The sequence below is a fragment of the Metapseudomonas phytobenefica genome, assembly GCF_043392685.1.
Taxonomy (GTDB): domain Bacteria; phylum Pseudomonadota; class Gammaproteobacteria; order Pseudomonadales; family Pseudomonadaceae; genus Metapseudomonas.
Window position 1 is genome coordinate 232598 of sequence record NZ_JBHZGM010000003.1, and the last position, 16665, is coordinate 249262.

Sequence of the window (16665 nt, forward strand, 5' to 3'; positions counted from 1 at the left end):
AAGGCGGAGGCGCTGCTTGTCTTTCCCTGCCTGGGCACTTGTCTCTGCCTGCCCGGGGCAGGGAGGGTCAAGACGCTGGCACGGAGGATCGAGCCCGCTCGCGGATCGGTGGCCAAATGGACGGAGTGGAGTGCCGGAGGAAGGTCATCGTTAAGGAGAACAATGATGCGCAAGCTGGGAATGTTGGTGGCGGCCTGCGGGTTGCCAGTGCTGCCTCACTCGGTGAAAGCCGAGGGGTTCGTGGAGGACAGCCGCCTGACGCTGCTGAACCGTACCTACTACTTCAACCGCGACTACCGCGACCAGCCCAACAACGCCGGGCGCAACCGCTCCAAGCCGAAAGCGGCGCGCAATGGCTACCGCGAGGAGCTGACCCAGGGCCTGCAGGCCCGCTTCAGTTCCGGCTACACGCCGGGCACCTTCGGGCTCGGGCTGGATGCCCATGCCATGCTCGGCCTCAAGCTGGACAGCGGTGGCGGGCGCACCGGCACCGGCAACCTGCCAGTGGGCACCGATGGTCATCCCGACGACCACTACGGCAAGGCCGGCGGCGCATTGAAGCTGCGCCACGGCGCGACGCAGCTGAAATACGGCCAGATGACCACCACGGCGCCGGTGTTCGCCGCCAGCAGCAACCGCACTCTGCCGGGCATGGGCTACGGCCTGCTTGCCGAGAGCCGCAGCATCGATGGCTGGTTGCTCGAGGCCGGGCATTTCACCGCGGCGTCGGGGCCGAGCGAGTCGAAGGTGCATGGCGAGATATCCACCGTCCTGGGCCGGGGACGGATCGACTCGGTGGACTACCTGGGCAGTGTCTGGACGCTGTCGGATGACCTGGTGTTGAGCCTCTACAGCTCGCGCTTCGAGGACGTCTGGCGGCAGCACTATCTGGGCGCCGACTACCGCCTGCCGCTGATGGCCGAGCGTGCCTTGCGCGTGAAGCTGGATGCCTGCCGCAGCCGCGACACCGGCCAGGATCGCTTCGGCGCCATCGACAACCTGGCGGTTTCGTTGGCGCTGGCCTTCGATCAGGGACCGCAGCGTCTGACCCTGGCCTACCAGCGGGTACGCGGCGACCAGCCATTCGACTACATGGCCTTCGGCGACGGCCGCGCCAGCGCCTCGAATGCCTTGGCCAACTCCCTGGGCTACTCCGATTTCAAAGGGCCGGGCGAGCGTTCCTGGCAACTGCGCTACGACCTCGATCTGGGCGCCCTCGGCCTGGCTGGCGTCAAGGTCCATGCCCTGCATGCCCGTGGGCGTGGCAGCGATGGCAGCGGCACGGCGGCGGACAGCCGCTATGCCGGTCTCTACGGACGCAATGGGCGGCACTTCGAGTCTGATGCCGGCCTGAGCTGGAAGGTCCCGGCCGGACCGCTGGCCGGCTTGTCCCTGCGCGCCAGCCAGGCCTGGCACCGGGGCAATGCGGCCTACGCGGACGGCGATGTCGACGAAACGCGGCTGGTGCTCGACTACCCCCTCGAACTCTGGTGAAGCCCTGGCAGCCAGTGGCAAGTCCCCCGGCAGGCCGGGTCAAGAGCGCCCGCCGGGTTTGCCGCAGAGTGCCACTCGACTATCCGAGATACCCCGCCGCCGCGGCGACCGAACCAGAAGAGGAATCGAGATGAGCATTGCCCTTGACCCCCGCGTGGAGGCCTTTGTCCAGGCCCGCCACGGCCTGCTGATAGACGGCGAAGTGCGTCCAGCGCTGTCCGCTGCCGAGATGCCCCTATTCAATCCCGCCACCGGCGAAGAACTGGCGCGCGTGGCGCTAGCCGGCAAGGCCGACGTGGACCAGGCGGTCGCAGCCGCCCGCCGTGCCTTCGAGGGCAGTTGGGCGGCCCAGCGTCCGGCGGACCGCGAGCGCCTGCTGCTGAAGCTGGCCGACCTGCTGGAGGCCCATGGCGAAGAGCTGGCGCAACTGGAAACCCTGAACAACGGCAAGTCGATCAACCTGTCCCGCGCCATCGAAGTGGGCGCCGGCGTGGAATACACCCGCTACATGGCCGGCTGGGCCACCAAGATCGAAGGCAAGAGCCTGGATGTCTCCATTGGCGCCATTCCCGGCGGCAAGTACCGCGCCTACACGGTGCCGGAGCCGGTGGGCGTGGTCGGCGCCATCGTGCCCTGGAACTTCCCGCTGTTGATGGCCCTGTGGAAGATCGTGCCGGCCCTGGCGTGCGGCTGCACGGTGGTGCTCAAGCCGGCGGACGAAACCCCGCTCACCGCCCTGCGCCTGGGGCAACTGTGCCTGGAAGCGGGCATCCCGCCAGGCGTGGTGAACATCGTCACGGGTGTGGGCGCCGAAGCGGGTGCCGCCCTGGCGGCCCATCCCGGGATCGACAAGCTGGCCTTCACCGGCTCCACCCCGGTGGGCAAGCTGATCGGTCACGCGGCGGTTGAGAACATGACCCGCTTCACCCTGGAGCTGGGCGGCAAGTCGCCGGTGATCGTGCTCGACGACACCGCCCTCGACCAGGCCGCCGCCGGTGCCGCCGGGGCCATCTTCTTCAACCAGGGCCAGGTGTGCACCGCCGGCTCGCGTCTCTACGTGCAGCGCAAATCCTTCGACCAGGTGCTGGAGCGCCTCCACGGCATTGCCGGTTCACTCAGCATCGGGCCGGGCCTGGATCCGTCCGCGCAGATCAACCCGCTGATTTCCGCCAGACAACAACGCCGGGTACTGGACATGATCGACAGCGGCCGGGCGCAAGGCGCCAGCGTCATCTGCGGCGGCGAGGCGCACGGTGAGCAGGGCTTCTTCGTCAAGCCGACGGTGATCGCCGATGTGCGTCCGGACATGCGGGTGGTGCGCGAGGAAATCTTCGGCCCGGTGCTGGTCGCCACGGCCTTTGACGAGGTCGACGAAGTGCTGCGGCTGGCCAACGACACGCCCTACGGGCTGGCGGCGAGCATCTGGTCCAACGACCTGAAGCAGGTGATGGGCCTGGTCCCGCGCCTGAAGGCCGGCACCGTCTGGGTCAACGCCCACAACCTGCTGGACCCGTCCATGCCCTTCGGCGGTTTCAAGCAGTCCGGCATCGGCCGCGAGATGGGCCATGCGGCCATCGAAGCTTTCACCGAGAACAAGTCGGTGTGCATCGCCTACTGAGAAACGTCCCCTGCATCCATCCGTGAGGAATACAAGAATGAACAAGACCTCCAGCAGCGTTCTCGACATGGCGACTCCGGCGTCGGCCGGCGCGTCCGTCGGGCCTGCGAAGAAGCCCCTGGGTTTCGCCAGCATGATCGCCATCTGCATTGGTGTCGTGGTGGTGCAGGGCGCGATGATGTCGGCATTGCAGGGCCTGGGCTTTGGCGGCCTGGGCTTCATCGCCGCCTTCGCCGTGGCCTTCCTCCTGGCGCAGTGCTATGTACAGAGTTTCTCCGAGCTGGCGCTGATGTTTCCCCAGGCAGGGACCCTGGCGACCTACACGCAGAAGGCCATCGGCCACTTCCCGGCCATCGTCGCCGTGTTCGCCGGCTACGTGATCGTGGCGATGTTCGGGCTCTCCGCCGAGCTGCTGCTGGTGGATGCGATTCTCGACAAGCTGTTCCCCGGCGTATTCCCCGCGAGGTTGGTGCCGCTGTTCATCCTGGTCGCCCTCACGGTGCTGAACATCCTCGGCACCGACGTCTTCGCCAAGCTGCAGAACCTCTTCACCTTCGCCATGGTGGCGGCCTTGCTGCTGGTGGGCCTGAGCGCCGTGGGCGGGCTGGCCGAAGCACCGGCGGCGAACTTCGTGGCGGATGTGAACTGGGGGTGGGGCGGCGTTCTCGATGGCAGTTTCATCGGCCTGGTGGCCCTGGCCATGTGGCTGCTGGTGGGGGCCGAGTTCATCTGTCCGCTGATCGGTGAAGTGCGTCGGCCGGAGCGCAACATCCCACGCGCGATGATGCTCTCGCTGACCATCACCTTTGCCTTGTTCGTACTCTTCTGCATTGGCGCCAGCCGCTACCTGCCGGTGGAAACCCTGACCACCTCGCCGCTGCCGTACCTGGACTATGTGTTCGCGGTATTCGGCAAGGGCGCGGTGATCATCGCCACGGTAATGGCGCTGACCGCCACTTGCTCTACCGTCAACACCGTGCTGGCCGCGGTGCCGCGCATGCTGTGGGGGATGGCTGAGAACGGCCAGGCCTTCCCGCAGATGAAGGTGCTGCACAAGCGCTTCGGTACGCCGTGGATCGCAATCGTCTTCGTCGCGATCATCATTGCCCTGCCGTTCCTGCTGATGGGGCCGGATTCGATCATTACCCTGCTGATCGCCGCGTCCACCAGCTGGCTGCTGGCCTACATCATCGCCCACATCAACGTGATGGTTCTGCGTCGCCGCCACCCCGATCTGCCGCGCCCCTACAAGTCGAAGTTCTACCCGCTGCCGCAGATCGTCGGCATCCTCGGCATGGGCTACATCGCCCTGAACAACTCGCCGTCTCCAGAGATGACGCAGACGGTGTACCTGCTGACCGGTGCCGTGCTCGGCCTGGTAAGCCTGATCGCCCTGGCGTGGGTCAAGCTGGTGATGAGGCGCAAGCTCTTCGAGCCGGATATCTGATCCCTGCCACGGGTAGCAGAAGGGCCACATTGCGGCCCTTTTTTGTGCGCGGAGCCTTCAGGTGGGAGATGGCTTGCCGTCATATGATTAACATGTTAATTAGATCGTCATAAAAACAATGTGGCTCCAGCCCGCTCCGGAGGTCTCCGATGGTTGCCCAAGCTGTCCGCTCTCCTGATTTCGATGCCTGGCTCCGTTCATTGCGGGGCGTCTGCGGCCGATTCGAGTCGCGCCCCGCGCTGGCTCACGGCCTGTTCATCGGCGAGATCGCCCGCCAGGACCTTTCCGGCCTGGAAGTGGCGCAGATCCGCACCAATGCGGGGGTGATCAGCCGCCAGCGCACCTCCATCGACCAGGATGACGACCGTCACTGCTTCCTCGTCGTCCAGCGCAGCGGCCGCGCTGAACTGCGCCAGAACGGTGAAAGCGTCGAACTCGGTCCAGGCGAAATGGCCCTGATGGATTCGGCCCGCGCCTGCGAAATTCTCCCCCATGGCCTGATCGAGCACGCCTCCTTCCACCTGTCCCGCGAGGACGTCTGCCGCCATATGCCAGAGGGGCGGCCGAAGTTCGGCAAGCTGTCCCAGCACTGCGCCAGCGGCCGTGTACTGCGCACCCTGGTGGAGCAGATCTGTGGCGGCGAGCTGGATCATTGCGCGGGCCTGGAGGAGGGGGATGCCCTTGAGCAAGCGCTGATCGCCCTGCTGGCGCCGACCTTGCGGCAACGGGCCGGGCAGACCACCAGCGAACTGGACGGCTGCCACAATGCCGGCATGCGCAGCCTGGCCCAGCAACTGATCGAGCAGTCGCTTTCGGAGCCCGGCCTGACGCCGCTGACCCTGGCCAGGCAACTGAACATCTCCGTACGCCAGCTCTACCGCCTGTTCGAGGACCAGGGCGACAGTGTCTGCCGCTTCATCCAGCGCGCCCGCCTCAAGCGCAGCGCCGCCGACCTGGCCAACCCGCGTCTGCGCAACGAGTCCATCACCGACATCGCCTTCCGCTGGGGCTTTACCGATTCGGCGCATTTCAGCCGCACCTTCAAGAAGCATTTCCAGCAGTCGCCCAGGGATTACCGCGCCAGCGCCTTCATCGGTTGAGATTGCGGGCTTGCAGGAGCGGGCTTGCCCGCGAAGCGCTTCCGCCGTCATCAGGCTGCCGGGCACCCCCGCGCAGAGCGGCTAACCTTGTTCTGGCAGTACTGCCGATGTGCCAGCCAACCTGCCTGCAAGCCCTTGGAGGGCGCCATGTTCAAAGCCATCCTCGCCATCATCGTCGTCGCGATTCTCGGCGTACTGGGATACGCCGCCTTCATTCCGGACCACTTCCGCATCGAGCGTACGACCACCATTGCCGCGCCGCCGGAGAAGGTCTTCCCGCTGATCAACGACTTCCGCAAGTGGACGGCCTGGTCGCCCTGGGAAAAGCTCGACCCCGCCCTAAAGCGCAGCTACAGCGGGCCGGGTGAAGGCGTGGGCGCCGCCTATGCCTGGCAGGGCAATAACGAAGTGGGTACCGGGCGCATGGAAATCACCCGCAGCGAACCGGCCTCCAGGGTGGAGATCAAGCTGGATTTCCAGATGCCCTTCGAGGCCCACAACACCGCCGAATTCCTCCTCCAGCCCCAGGGTGGCGGCACCCAGCTCACCTGGGCCATGTACGGGCCGTCGCCCTATACCCACCGGCTGATGCAGGTGTTCTTCGACATGGAGGACATGGTGGGCAGCAAGTTCGACCAGGGCCTGAACAACCTCAAGGCCGCCGCCGAGAAATAACCCGGAACGGACCGCTCGGCCCTTCGCCGGGCGAGGTGACGGAGCGGGGCTATCCTGAATTCCTTCCTGTGGGAGCCCATTCATTCGCGAATGAATGCGCTCCCACAGGGCATGGTCATCCCTGACGAAGAGCGGAATTTTCCTGCGGCCCTGTCGATTCCCGGCGCGGCCGAACGACCAATGGGTGTCAGTACCCCGCAGCCACCCGAGGAACCCGTCATGAAATACCTGTGCCTGATCTATATCGAAGAAGCCAGGCTCGCCACCCTGACCGATGCCGACTACCAGGCCATCGCCGGCGAATGCGTGGACTACACCGAGCAGCTCACCGCCAGCGGCCATTACCTGGCATCCGATGCCCTGGAGTCGGTACGCACCGCCACCACCCTGCGCATCCAGGGCGGGCGGGTGACCATGACCGACGGGCCCTTCGCGGAAACCAAGGAGCAACTCGGCGGTTTCTACCTGATCGAAGCCCGCGACCTCAACGAAGCCCTGCAGATCGCCGCGAAGATTCCGCCGGCCCGCCTGGGCTGCATCGAAGTGCGCCCGGTACGCGAACCCGAAGTGCGGCCGACCCTGGGCGTCGCCTGGTGATGCCTGGGAGGGCCTGATGGAGGAGGCCGAGCTGCGCCAGCGGGTCGAGTCGATCTACCGCAGCGATTCGCGCCGTGTCCTCGCCACGCTGATCCGCCTGCTGGGGGATTTCGACCTGGCCGAGGAAGCCCTGCACGATGCCTTCATCGCTGCGGTGCAGCAATGGCCGCGGGATGGCATCCCCGCCAACCCACGTGCCTGGCTGGTGTCGGCGGGGCGCTTCAAGGCCATCGACAGCCTGCGCCGGCGCGCCCGTTTCGATGCGTCGAAGCGTCACCTGGTGGCCGAACTGGAAGAGGCCGCCAGCGCCTTCGAGGAGGGCGAGGATGTGGAGGATGACCGCCTGCGGCTGATCTTCACCTGCTGCCACCCGGCGCTGCCGGCCGACGCCCAGGTGCCGCTGACCCTGCGTGAAATCTGCGACCTGAAGACCGAGGAAATCGCCCGCGCCTTCCTCAGCACGCCGTCCACCATCGCCCAGCGTATCGTGCGGGCCAAGGCGAAGATCCGCGATGCGCGCATCCCCTATCAGGTGCCGGCCTTGGCCGAACTGCCAGAACGGCTGGATAACGTCCTGCGGGTCATCTACCTGGTGTTCAACGAAGGCTACTCGGCTACCTCCGGCGATTCCCTGACCCGCACCGATCTTTCCGCCGAGGCCATCCGCCTGGCGCGCCTGCTGCTGGAGCTGCTGCCGGACGCGGAAGTGATGGGCCTGCTGGCACTGATGTTGTTGCACGACTCGCGCCGCGCCGCCCGAGCCACGGCGGACGGCGAACTGATCCTGCTGGACGAACAGGACCGCAGCCTCTGGGACCAGGCGCAGATCGCCGAAGGCCTTGCCCTGGTGAGCCAGGCACTGGCCAGCCGGCGCGTCGGCGTCTACCTGCTGCAGGCAGCCATCTCCGCCGTGCATGCCCAGGCGCCGGATGCGGCGAGGACCGACTGGAGGCAGATCGTCGGCCTCTACGACGTGCTGCAACGCCTCGTGCCGTCGCCCGTGGTCGCCCTCAATCGCGCCGTGGCGGTCGCCATGCGTGACGGACCGGAAGCGGGCCTGGCGGAAGTGGACGCGCTGCTGGAGGACGGAGAACTGCGTGACTACCACCTGGCCCATGCCGCCCGGGCTGATTTCTGTCGGCGCCTGGGGCGCAAGGACGAAGCGCGGGCGGCCTACCACAGCGCCCTGGCGCTGGTGCGACAGGAACCCGAGCGGCGCTTCATCGAGAAGCGCCTGCGTGAGCTGGAGGCGTGACGGCACCGCTCGTCGGTCGTGGCGAAGCGGATGTCGAAGCCGGACAGCGGCCATCGACCAGAGGTGAAACCACCGGCACGCTGCCGGTGCAGCCCTGGCGGAAACCTGGAGACCTACCATGAGCAGCGAAACCCTGAAGGCCACCACCGAACTGGAAGTGCACGAAGTCTTCGACCAATGGCTGAAGGCCGCCCGTGCCAAGAACGTGGATGCGATCCTGGCCTGTTACGCGGATGATGTGATCGCCTACGACGCCATTCTCAAGCTGGAGTTCAAGGGCCTCGGCGCCTATGGCCAGCATTGGCGCTTTTGCATGGAGATGTGCTCTGGCGACGGCATTTTCGAACCCGCCGAGCTGACCATTCACGCCAGTGGCGACGTGGCATTCCTGCACTGCCTGGTCCGTTGCGGCGGCGAGCAGGACGGCGTGGTGAAGACCAGCTGGATGCGCGGCACCCAGGGCTACGTCAAGCGCGGCGGCGCCTGGAAGATCGTCCACGAGCACTTCTCCGCGCCCTTCGATATGGAAAGCGGCAGCGCCCTGTTCGACCTGCAGCCCTGACCCCGGAAGGGGTACCGTCCGTAGGTTGGTCCGAGGAACGAGGCCCAGCGCTGTGGGCGCGCCTGCAGCGTTGGGTTTTGCAAGCTCGCGGAGCGCCCCGCCTGCAGAAGCGGTTCGGGTCTTCCTGGGGGATGAATCAACCAGCCAGGCGACAGCTGATGCAGGCATGGCCAATGATTTCGCTGCACAAGTCGACACGACGCGCTGCGTCAGCCGGTAAACTCGGCCCACCTTTCAGTACCCGAGCAAGCCCATGGATATCGACCTGGCGCGTACCTTCCTGGAGATCGTCCGCACCGGCAGCTTCGTCGCCGCCGCCGAACGCCTGCATGTCACCCAGACCACCATCACCGCGCGGGTGCAGAACCTGGAGCAGCAACTGGATTGCCGGCTCTTCGTGCGCAACCGTGCCGGGGCGCGGCTGACCGCCGACGGCGAGGTGTTCGTCGCCTACGCCAACAAGCTGGTGGAGACCTGGGAGGCGGCACGACGCGACCTGCCGTTGCCCGAGGGCTACCGCGACGTGCTCAACCTGGGGGGCGAGATGAGCCTGTGCAGCCCGCTGGTGCTCAGCTGGGTGATCCGCCTGCGCGAACGCATGCCGTCCCTCGCCGTGCGCGCGGAAGTCGGCGAAGCCAGCCATCTGCAGCAGATGTTGCAGAGTGGTTTGCTGGATGCCGCGCTGGTCTACCGCCCGGATTACTGGGCGGGCATGCAGGTGGAGCTGCTGATGGAGGAAAAGCTGATCCAGGTGCGTTCGGCGACCAATCCCGAACCCTACATCTACAACGACTGGGGGCCGGAATTCCGCGAGCGCCACGATGCCGCGCTCCCGGACAAGGCCAGCGCCGTGCTGGCCACCAACCTCGGCCCGCTGGCCCTGCACTACATCCTGCAATGCGGCGGCTCCGGCTACTTCCGCGCCCGCGTGGTGCAGGGGCACCTGGAAAACGGCGAGCTGGAACGAGTGGAGAAGGCGCCGGAATTCACCTATCCCACCTACCTCGTCTACTCCCGAGAGAAGGACTCCCCGGCCCTGCGCCAGGCCATCGACCTGCTGCGGGAAGTCGTGGCCGAGGACATCGACTGGTCCCGGCGTTGGGACCCGATCTGATCCCGAATCACTTGGCTCTCACGTAGGGTGCGCCGTGCGCACCAGGTATTCCGGCGCGGGGTTTCGGTGCGCGCAGCGCACCCTACGGGGCCGCTGCGCGGCCCTTGGCGATTGAAATCGCCCCCACAGAAAAGCAGGCCAGGTGCGTGCCGGACTCAGCTCGCCAGCTGCAGCACCGGCTGCTGGTGCAGCTCCTGCAGCCAGTTGCGATAGAGCGCGGCGATCAAGTCGCTCTGGCTGACGATGCCCACCACGCGGCCGACGTCGTTCAATACCGGCAGGCAATGCAGGCCCTGGTCGGACAAGAGCGACACCAGCTCGACCACCGGCGTATCCACGGTCACACAGCGCACCGGACGGGTCATCAGGCGTGACACCGGCGCCTCGCGGCGGGAGCGGAAGCGGTCGGCGATGCTGCGCGGTGCGGCGGTCGCGGCGTGGCCGAGCAGGTCGGAGAGGGTCAGGATGCCCACCAGCTGCTCCTTGTCATCCAGCACCGGCAGGGCTTTGAGGTGATGCCGGTCGAGCAGCTTCCAGGCTTCGCTGACCGGCGCATCCGGCGCGATGGTGCGCAGGTCGCGGGACATGATCCGCGCCGCCCGCAGGTCGCCCATGCTGCGACGCAAGGCGTGCTTCTCGGCCAGCAGGAGCAGGCGCTGGAGGTCATCGCGGGTCACGTCGACGAAGCTGCCGAACTCGGAGAGGGCCCGGTCCAGGTCGATTTCGGCGATGCCATTGCGCTCGCTCGGCAAGGGGTCGGCGGTCAGGTGCGGGCCGGTGGCCGGATGCGCGATCTTGCGCGGATAGGGGATACCGCTGAGGTTGTTGAATACCAGCGCCGTCCCCACCAGCAGCAGTGACCCGACCAGCACCGGCAGCAGCAGGTGCCAGCCTTGCGCGGCGACGATCGGACCACCCAGCGCGGCACCCAGGGCAACGGCGCAGCTCGGCGGATGCAGGCAGCGCAGGGCCTGCATGACCACCAGTGCCAGGGCGAAGGCCAGGCCGGCGGTTGCCAGCGGCGGCAGGCCCCAGTGGCCGACCAGCAGGCCGGTGGCTGCCGCCAGGACGTTGCCGGCCACCACCGGCCAGGGCTGGGCCACCGGGCTGGAGGTCACGGCGAAGAGCAGTACGGAGGAGGCAGCGAAGGGCGCGGCCATGCGTAGCGCCAGGTCAGTGCCGAATAGCTGGATTCCGGCCAGGGTGGCGAGGGAAACGGCGATGCAGCCGCCGATGGCGGCGCGCAGCCACTCCCGGGGAGAGGCATTGCTGGCGTCCGGCAGCAGGCGTTGCAGCCAGAGACGCAGAGAGTTCTGGGGCATGGGCATGACACTAGGCAGTTGATAAACGGAGAGGCCGGAGGTGCTGTACGGAAAGTGCCGAAACCGGACGGCTTTTCGTACAGGCCCCGGGTCCCCTCAATCCCACCGAAGTGGGGGCTCCATCCCTGGATGTGGAAACGTCTTTTTCTCGCGCACGGTTCCTCGGAGGGGGCTGCTCATGCAGACCCTCGCCGGGCCGGGCGTCGGGGATGGCGGGAATGCTAAGGGATGACTGGATAGCGGGCTAATGAATGTTGTTGGTGGTTTAGTGCAAAAAAATTGCACTTATGCTGGCGCCATCCAGATGTCTCTCCAGCAACATCTGACCAGCAAGTTGCCCGCCTGCTTCGTCTGGAACTGTTGGGTAAGTTCTCTAATACATTGATTTTAAAGAATAAATAAAGCTGGCACGGGTACTGCTATGTCCTTCTGCAAGTGAGGCCGCGAATGTTCGCGGCGAAATGGCAATGCAGAGAGTCCCATGTCGCAAACCCCGATTTCCGCCCAGTACCTCGTCGGCCTTCCCGACGCCCGGATTACCACCGCTGCCATCAACGCCTCCAGCAAGCTGTTCGAACCGGGCCGTCCTGTACAGGCCCTGCGCAATGCCTCCCCGGTGTTCTGACTCCCCAGCCTCGCGCCTCTTGCCTCCCCATGCCCTTCTGGGAGAGGGGCTGGGGGAGAGGGGCGGGCGCAACCCTGCAATCGAAGGCCGCACCCCATGACAAACGAAACCGCCCACAACGCATTTCGTGATCAAGCCCCGCCATTACTCCCGGCGGCGCTGATCGAGAACGATGCCGAGGCCCTGCAAGCCGCTCACGAGGTGGCGAGGCTGGCCAGGAAACAGGCCGCACAACGCGACCGCGACCGCCTGCTGCCGTGGCGCGAGCTGGAGCACTTCACCCGCCTGGGGCTGGGTGGCATACGCATCCCGCGCGAATATGGCGGGGCCGAGGTGTCCCACGTCACCCTGGCCGAAGTGTTCCGCATCATCTGCGCCGCCGACCCTGCCCTGGGGCAGATTCCGCAGAACCAGTTCGGCCTGCTCAGTGTGGTCGAAAACGTCGGCAGCCAGGCGCAGAAGCGCAAGGTGTTCGCCGGCATCCTTGCCGGTCGCCGGCTGGCCAATGCCGGCCCCGAGCGCAATACCCGCAACACCCTGGAGATCAAGGCGCGCATCACCCGCACCGGCGAGGGGCTGAGGGTCAGCGGCGAGAAGTTCTATTCCACCGGCGCGCTGTTCGCCCACTGGGTGGCGGTCAAGGCCATCGACGACAACGGCGTTGGCGTGCTCGGTCTGGTCGAGCGCGGTGTACCGGGGCTGCGCATAGTCGATGACTGGTCCGGTTTCGGCCAGCGCACCACCGCCAGTGGTACCGTGCTGCTGGACCAGGCACCGGTGTCCGACGACCTGGTGTTCCACAACAGCCGGCTGGCCGAGGTGCCGAGCATCCAGGGCGCGGTGTCGCAGCTGATTCAGGCAGCCATCGACGCTGGTATCGCCGAGGCGGCCATCGACGATGCCATCGCCTTCATCCGCGAACGCTCGCGGCCCTGGGTGGATGCCGGCGTCGAACGCGCCAGCGAAGAGCTCTTCACCATCGCCGAGATCGGCCGCCTGAAGACCGAACTGAACGCCGCCAACGCCCTGCTGGAGCGTGCCGGGCAGGTGCTCGATGAAGTCTCCGCCGCACCCATCGATGACGAGGCTGCCGCCCGTGCCTCTATCGCCGTGGCCGAGGCCAAGGTGCTGACCACGGAGATCAGCCTGCTGGCCAGCGAAAAGCTCTTCGAACTGGCCGGCAGCCGCGCCAGCCTTGCCGAGTTCAACCTCGACCGCCATTGGCGCAACGCCCGCGTACACACCCTGCACGACCCGGTGCGCTGGAAGGTCCAGGCCGTCGGCGCCTATCACCTCAACGGCGCCAGGCCGGCCCGTCATTCCTGGATCTGAGGAGTTCACCATGACTTTGCCGCAACCCGCCCCGGCCATCAGCGTTGCCATCATCCGCGACGATGCCGAAGCCCTCGACGTGGCGCGCCGCATCGCCACCGAGTTCAAGCCCGGCGCTGCCGATCGCGACCGCTACCGGCGCCTGCCCCATGAGGAGCTCGACGCCTTCACCCGCTCTGGCCTGTGGGGTATCAGCGTGCCGCGCGAGTTCGGTGGCGCTGGCGTATCGCGGGTGACCCTGGCGCGGGTCATCGCCATCATCAGTGCCGCCGATGCCTCCCTCGGACAGATCCCGCAGAACCATTTCTACGCCTTGGAAGTCCTCCGGGTGAACGGCAGCAAGGCCCAGCAGCGCCGCCTGTTCGCCGCTGTCCTGGCCGGCGAGCGCTTCGGCAACGCCCTGGCCGAGATCGGCACCCGCACCGCCAATGACCGCAATACGCGGCTGATCAGGGAAGGCGCCGGCTATCGCATCCACGGCCGCAAGTTCTATTGCACCGGAGCCCTCTACGCCCAGCGCGTACCGACCCTGGTGGTGGGCGAGGATGGCCACCAGTACCTCGCCTTCGTGCCGCGCAACGCCCCCGGGCTGACCGTTATCGACGACTGGTCCGGCTTCGGTCAGCGCACCACCGGCAGCGGGTCGGTGCTGTTCGAGAATGTGCCGGTGCGCACCGAGGACCTGGTGTCCTTCCAGGCCGCCTTCGAGCGCCCGACCACGGTTGGTCCTTTCGCCCAGATCCTCCATGCGGCCATCGACGCCGGCATCGCCCGCGCCGCCTATGAGGATGCGCTGGAGTTCGTGCGCAGCCGTTCGCGTCCGTGGATCGATTCCGGCGTGGATAGGGCCAGCGATGATCCGCTAACCATTCAGGAGTTCGGCCGCCTGGCGATCCGCCTGCACGCCGCCGAAGCCATCCTCGACCGCGCCGGCCGCCTGCTGGATGCCGCCACCGCCGCGCCATCGGCCGAAACCGTAGCTGCCGCCTCCATCGGCGTGGCCGAAGCCAGGGCGTTGACTACGGACATCTCGCTGGCCGCCGGCAGCAAGCTGTTCGAGCTGTCCGGCAGCCGCGCCAGCCTTGCCGAGCACAACCTCGACCGCCACTGGCGCAACGCGCGGGTGCACACGCTGCATGACCCGGTGCGCTGGAAGTACCACGCGGTGGGCAACTTCTACCTCAACGGCCAACTGCCGCCGCGCCGGGGGACGATCTGATGGCGTGCAAGCAGGTTCTCCTCAACGCCTTCAACATGAACTGCGTGGGGCACATCAACCACGGGCTCTGGACCCACCCGCGCGACCGCTCGGCGGACTACCACAGGCTGTCCTACTGGACCGAACTGGCGCAACTGCTGGAGCGCGGGTTGTTCGATGGCCTGTTCCTGGCGGACATCGTCGGCGTCTACGACGTCTATCAGGGCAACCTCGACCTGACCCTCAAGGAAAGCATCCAGCTACCGGTCAACGACCCGTTGCTGCTGGTTTCCGCCATGGCCGGCGTGACCCGGCACCTGGGCTTTGGCATCACCGCCAACCTGAGCTACGACGCGCCGTATCTGTTCGCCCGGCGCATGTCGACGCTGGACCACCTCAGCGATGGCCGGGTGGGCTGGAACATCGTCACCGGCTACCTGGAAAGCGCTGCCCGCGCCATGGGCCTGACCCGGCAGGTGGAGCATGACCGCCGCTACGACCAGGCCGACGAGTACCTGGAGGTGCTCTACAAGCTCTGGGAGGGCAGTTGGGAGGAGGGCGCCGTTCTCAATGACCGGCAACGGCGCATCTACGCCCGGCCGGACAAGGTGCACAAGGTCGTCCATCATGGCGAGTTCTTCGACGTGGAGGGCTATCACCTCTGCGAACCTTCGCCGCAGCGCACGCCGGTGCTGTTCCAGGCCGGATCTTCCGCGCGCGGGCTGCGTTTTGCCGGCGAGCATGCCGAGTGCGTGTTCATCAGCGGCAACAACAAGGCCGCCACCCGAGCCCAGGTGGATAAGGTCCGCGCCGCCGCCCAGGCTGCTGGCCGTGATCCGCACGCGGTGAAGGTGTTCATGGGCATCAGCGTGATAGTCGCGCCGACGGAAGTCGAAGCCCGCGCCAGGCATGCCGAGTACCTGGCTTATGCCAGCGCCGAGGCCGGCGTGGCGCACTTCGCCAGCTCCACCGGCATCGACTTTTCCCGCTTCGCCCTGGACGAGCCGATCCCCTACGTAAAGACCAACGCCATCGAGTCGGCCGCCAGCAAGCTCAAGGACAACAGCCTGACTCGCCGCCAGTTGCTGGAGCAGCACGCCCTGGGCGGGCGCTACATCCTGCTGGTGGGCTCGCCCACCCAGGTGGCCGACGAACTCCTGGCCTGGGTCGACGAGACCGGCCTGGACGGCTTCAACCTCACCCGCATCGTCACCCCGGAAAGCTACGCCGATTTCATCGACCTGGTGGTGCCGGAACTGCAGGCGCGTGGTGCCTACAAGACTGCCTACGCCGAAGGGACCCTGCGCCAGAAGCTGTTTGGGGCGGGGGATCGGCTGCCCGACAGCCATCCGGGCGCGCGTTTCGCCTGTGCTGTTCCTGCTTTTCCTGTGGGGGCGAATTCATTCGCTAAGGAGCGCGCAGCGCTCCCTGATTTCCTGCAGGGCGGTCCTTCGGCCCGCTCAGCGAATGAATTCGCCCCCACAAGTAAATGACCTCCATTTCCCCAAGGATCGAAACCATGCCCAAACACCTGCTCAAATCCCTCACCCTCGGCCTGCTGCTGGCCTCTGGCATCGCCCATGCCGCCGACTCCAAGGTCCTCAAGGTCGGCACCACCGCCGCTTTCGCCCCGCCGCTGGAAGTGGCGGTGGAAGAGGCCGCGAAGACGGGCCTCAAGGTGGAACTGGTGGAGTTCACCGACTGGAACGCGCCGAACATCACGCTGGCCGCCGGTGATATCGACGTGAACTACTTCCAGCACACGCCCTTCCTGGAAAACGCCAAGAAGGAGGGAGGTTTCGACCTCAAGCCCTTCGCGCCCGGCGTGATCAACAACGTCGGCCTCTACTCGAAGAAGTACGCGGGGCTGGCCGACCTGCCGGAAGGCGCCAAGGTGGCCATCGCCAACGACCCCATCAATGGTGGTCGCGGCCTGCAACTGCTGCAGAAGGCCGGACTGCTGAAACTCAAGGAAGGCGTGGGCTACAAGGCGACCCTGGAGGACATCGTGGCGAACCCGAAGAAGCTCGACATCATCGAGCTGGAGGCGGTGCAACTGGTGCGCGCCCTGGATGACGTCGACCTGGCCCAGGGCTACCCGCACTACATCCGCCTGGCCGGCACCCTCGACCCCAACAGCGCGCTGCTGTTCGACGGCATCGAAAACCGCGAATACATCATCCAGTTCGTCACCCGCGCCGATTACCAGGATGACGGCCGCCTGAGCACGTTCGTGGACATCTACCAGCACTCTCCGCAGGTACGCGCCGCGCTGGACAAGGCCCACGGCAAGCTCTACCAGCCGGGTTGGGAGTAACACGGGGTC

At 66.4% G+C, this 16665-nt stretch carries 15 protein-coding genes; 14 read left to right on the plus strand and 1 reads right to left on the minus strand.

Going from position 1 to position 16665, the window contains the following annotated elements; all coding sequences use genetic code 11:
• Positions 1-180 precede the first annotated feature (180 nt).
• From ACFW0B_RS04405 to ACFW0B_RS04445, 9 genes are all read left to right on the plus strand, one after another.
• Positions 181-1494, plus strand: a complete 1314-nt coding sequence (locus ACFW0B_RS04405; protein WP_449146797.1) for an OprD family porin — start codon at positions 181-183, stop codon at positions 1492-1494.
• Positions 1495-1624: 130 nt separating this feature from the next.
• Entirely contained in the window at positions 1625-3112 is a 1488-nt protein-coding gene (locus ACFW0B_RS04410; protein WP_449146736.1) for an aldehyde dehydrogenase family protein, read from the plus strand.
• 37 nt (positions 3113-3149) lie between these two features.
• Positions 3150-4559, plus strand: coding sequence for an APC family permease (locus ACFW0B_RS04415; protein ID WP_449146737.1), 1410 nt, complete (start codon positions 3150-3152; stop codon positions 4557-4559).
• Positions 4560-4708: 149 nt separating this feature from the next.
• Positions 4709-5659 (plus strand): transcriptional regulator FeaR, encoded by a 951-nt coding sequence (gene feaR, locus ACFW0B_RS04420; RefSeq protein ID WP_449146738.1) that lies wholly within the window; start codon positions 4709-4711, stop codon positions 5657-5659.
• 147 nt (positions 5660-5806) lie between these two features.
• Complete coding sequence (locus ACFW0B_RS04425) at positions 5807-6334, plus strand: SRPBCC family protein (RefSeq protein ID WP_449146739.1); 528 nt, start codon at positions 5807-5809, stop codon at positions 6332-6334.
• Between the two features lie 219 nt (positions 6335-6553).
• The gene (locus tag ACFW0B_RS04430; protein WP_449146740.1) at positions 6554-6931 is read left to right on the plus strand and encodes a YciI family protein; all 378 of its coding nucleotides are present in this window, start codon (positions 6554-6556) and stop codon (positions 6929-6931) included.
• A 31-nt stretch (positions 6932-6962) separates the two neighbouring features.
• A complete protein-coding gene (locus ACFW0B_RS04435; RefSeq protein ID WP_449146798.1) occupies positions 6963-8186 on the plus strand; it encodes an RNA polymerase sigma factor in 1224 nt (407 codons plus the stop codon).
• 118 nt (positions 8187-8304) lie between these two features.
• A complete protein-coding gene (locus ACFW0B_RS04440) occupies positions 8305-8748 on the plus strand; it encodes a YybH family protein (RefSeq protein WP_449146741.1) in 444 nt (147 codons plus the stop codon).
• Between the two features lie 253 nt (positions 8749-9001).
• A complete protein-coding gene (locus ACFW0B_RS04445) occupies positions 9002-9862 on the plus strand; it encodes a LysR family transcriptional regulator (protein ID WP_449146742.1) in 861 nt (286 codons plus the stop codon).
• A 155-nt stretch (positions 9863-10017) separates the two neighbouring features.
• Here ACFW0B_RS04445 and ACFW0B_RS04450 read toward each other — a convergent pair whose 3' ends face one another.
• Positions 10018-11184 (minus strand): HPP family protein, encoded by a 1167-nt coding sequence (locus tag ACFW0B_RS04450; protein ID WP_449146743.1) that lies wholly within the window; start codon positions 11182-11184, stop codon positions 10018-10020.
• Between the two features lie 481 nt (positions 11185-11665).
• On the opposite strand from ACFW0B_RS04450, the gene ACFW0B_RS04455 reads away from it, so the two are divergent.
• The 5 genes from ACFW0B_RS04455 (at position 11666) to ACFW0B_RS04475 (ending at position 16656) form a co-directional block, all read left to right on the plus strand.
• Complete coding sequence (locus ACFW0B_RS04455) at positions 11666-11809, plus strand: hypothetical protein (protein WP_449146744.1); 144 nt, start codon at positions 11666-11668, stop codon at positions 11807-11809.
• Between the two features lie 96 nt (positions 11810-11905).
• Entirely contained in the window at positions 11906-13141 is a 1236-nt protein-coding gene (locus ACFW0B_RS04460; RefSeq protein WP_449146745.1) for an SfnB family sulfur acquisition oxidoreductase, read from the plus strand.
• Between the two features lie 10 nt (positions 13142-13151).
• On the plus strand, positions 13152-14360 hold the full coding sequence (locus ACFW0B_RS04465; protein ID WP_449146746.1) for an SfnB family sulfur acquisition oxidoreductase: 1209 nt from the start codon (positions 13152-13154) through the stop codon (positions 14358-14360).
• Positions 14360-15832 (plus strand): LLM class flavin-dependent oxidoreductase, encoded by a 1473-nt coding sequence (locus ACFW0B_RS04470; RefSeq protein ID WP_449146747.1) that lies wholly within the window; start codon positions 14360-14362, stop codon positions 15830-15832. The genes ACFW0B_RS04465 and ACFW0B_RS04470 overlap by 1 nt, the downstream gene beginning before the upstream one ends.
• A 26-nt stretch (positions 15833-15858) precedes the next feature.
• The gene (locus tag ACFW0B_RS04475) at positions 15859-16656 is read left to right on the plus strand and encodes a MetQ/NlpA family ABC transporter substrate-binding protein (protein WP_449146748.1); all 798 of its coding nucleotides are present in this window, start codon (positions 15859-15861) and stop codon (positions 16654-16656) included.
• Positions 16657-16665: the final 9 nt, after the last annotated feature.

Bases quoted from the DNA above. Each gene is read 5' to 3' on its own strand.
- ACFW0B_RS04405 (WP_449146797.1), top strand. From the start codon at position 181: ATGTTGGTGGCGGCCTGCGGGTTGCCAGTGCTGCCTCACTCGGTGAAA.
- ACFW0B_RS04410 (WP_449146736.1), top strand. From the start codon at position 1,625: ATGAGCATTGCCCTTGACCCCCGCGTGGAGGCCTTTGTCCAGGCCCGC.
- ACFW0B_RS04415 (WP_449146737.1), top strand. From the start codon at position 3,150: ATGAACAAGACCTCCAGCAGCGTTCTCGACATGGCGACTCCGGCGTCG.
- feaR (WP_449146738.1), top strand. From the start codon at position 4,709: ATGGTTGCCCAAGCTGTCCGCTCTCCTGATTTCGATGCCTGGCTCCGT.
- ACFW0B_RS04425 (WP_449146739.1), top strand. From the start codon at position 5,807: ATGTTCAAAGCCATCCTCGCCATCATCGTCGTCGCGATTCTCGGCGTA.
- ACFW0B_RS04430 (WP_449146740.1), top strand. From the start codon at position 6,554: ATGAAATACCTGTGCCTGATCTATATCGAAGAAGCCAGGCTCGCCACC.
- ACFW0B_RS04440 (WP_449146741.1), top strand. From the start codon at position 8,305: ATGAGCAGCGAAACCCTGAAGGCCACCACCGAACTGGAAGTGCACGAA.
- ACFW0B_RS04445 (WP_449146742.1), top strand. From the start codon at position 9,002: ATGGATATCGACCTGGCGCGTACCTTCCTGGAGATCGTCCGCACCGGC.
- ACFW0B_RS04450 (WP_449146743.1), bottom strand. From the start codon at position 11,184: ATGCCCCAGAACTCTCTGCGTCTCTGGCTGCAACGCCTGCTGCCGGAC.
- ACFW0B_RS04455 (WP_449146744.1), top strand. From the start codon at position 11,666: ATGTCGCAAACCCCGATTTCCGCCCAGTACCTCGTCGGCCTTCCCGAC.
- ACFW0B_RS04460 (WP_449146745.1), top strand. From the start codon at position 11,906: ATGACAAACGAAACCGCCCACAACGCATTTCGTGATCAAGCCCCGCCA.
- ACFW0B_RS04465 (WP_449146746.1), top strand. From the start codon at position 13,152: ATGACTTTGCCGCAACCCGCCCCGGCCATCAGCGTTGCCATCATCCGC.
- ACFW0B_RS04470 (WP_449146747.1), top strand. From the start codon at position 14,360: ATGGCGTGCAAGCAGGTTCTCCTCAACGCCTTCAACATGAACTGCGTG.
- ACFW0B_RS04475 (WP_449146748.1), top strand. From the start codon at position 15,859: ATGCCCAAACACCTGCTCAAATCCCTCACCCTCGGCCTGCTGCTGGCC.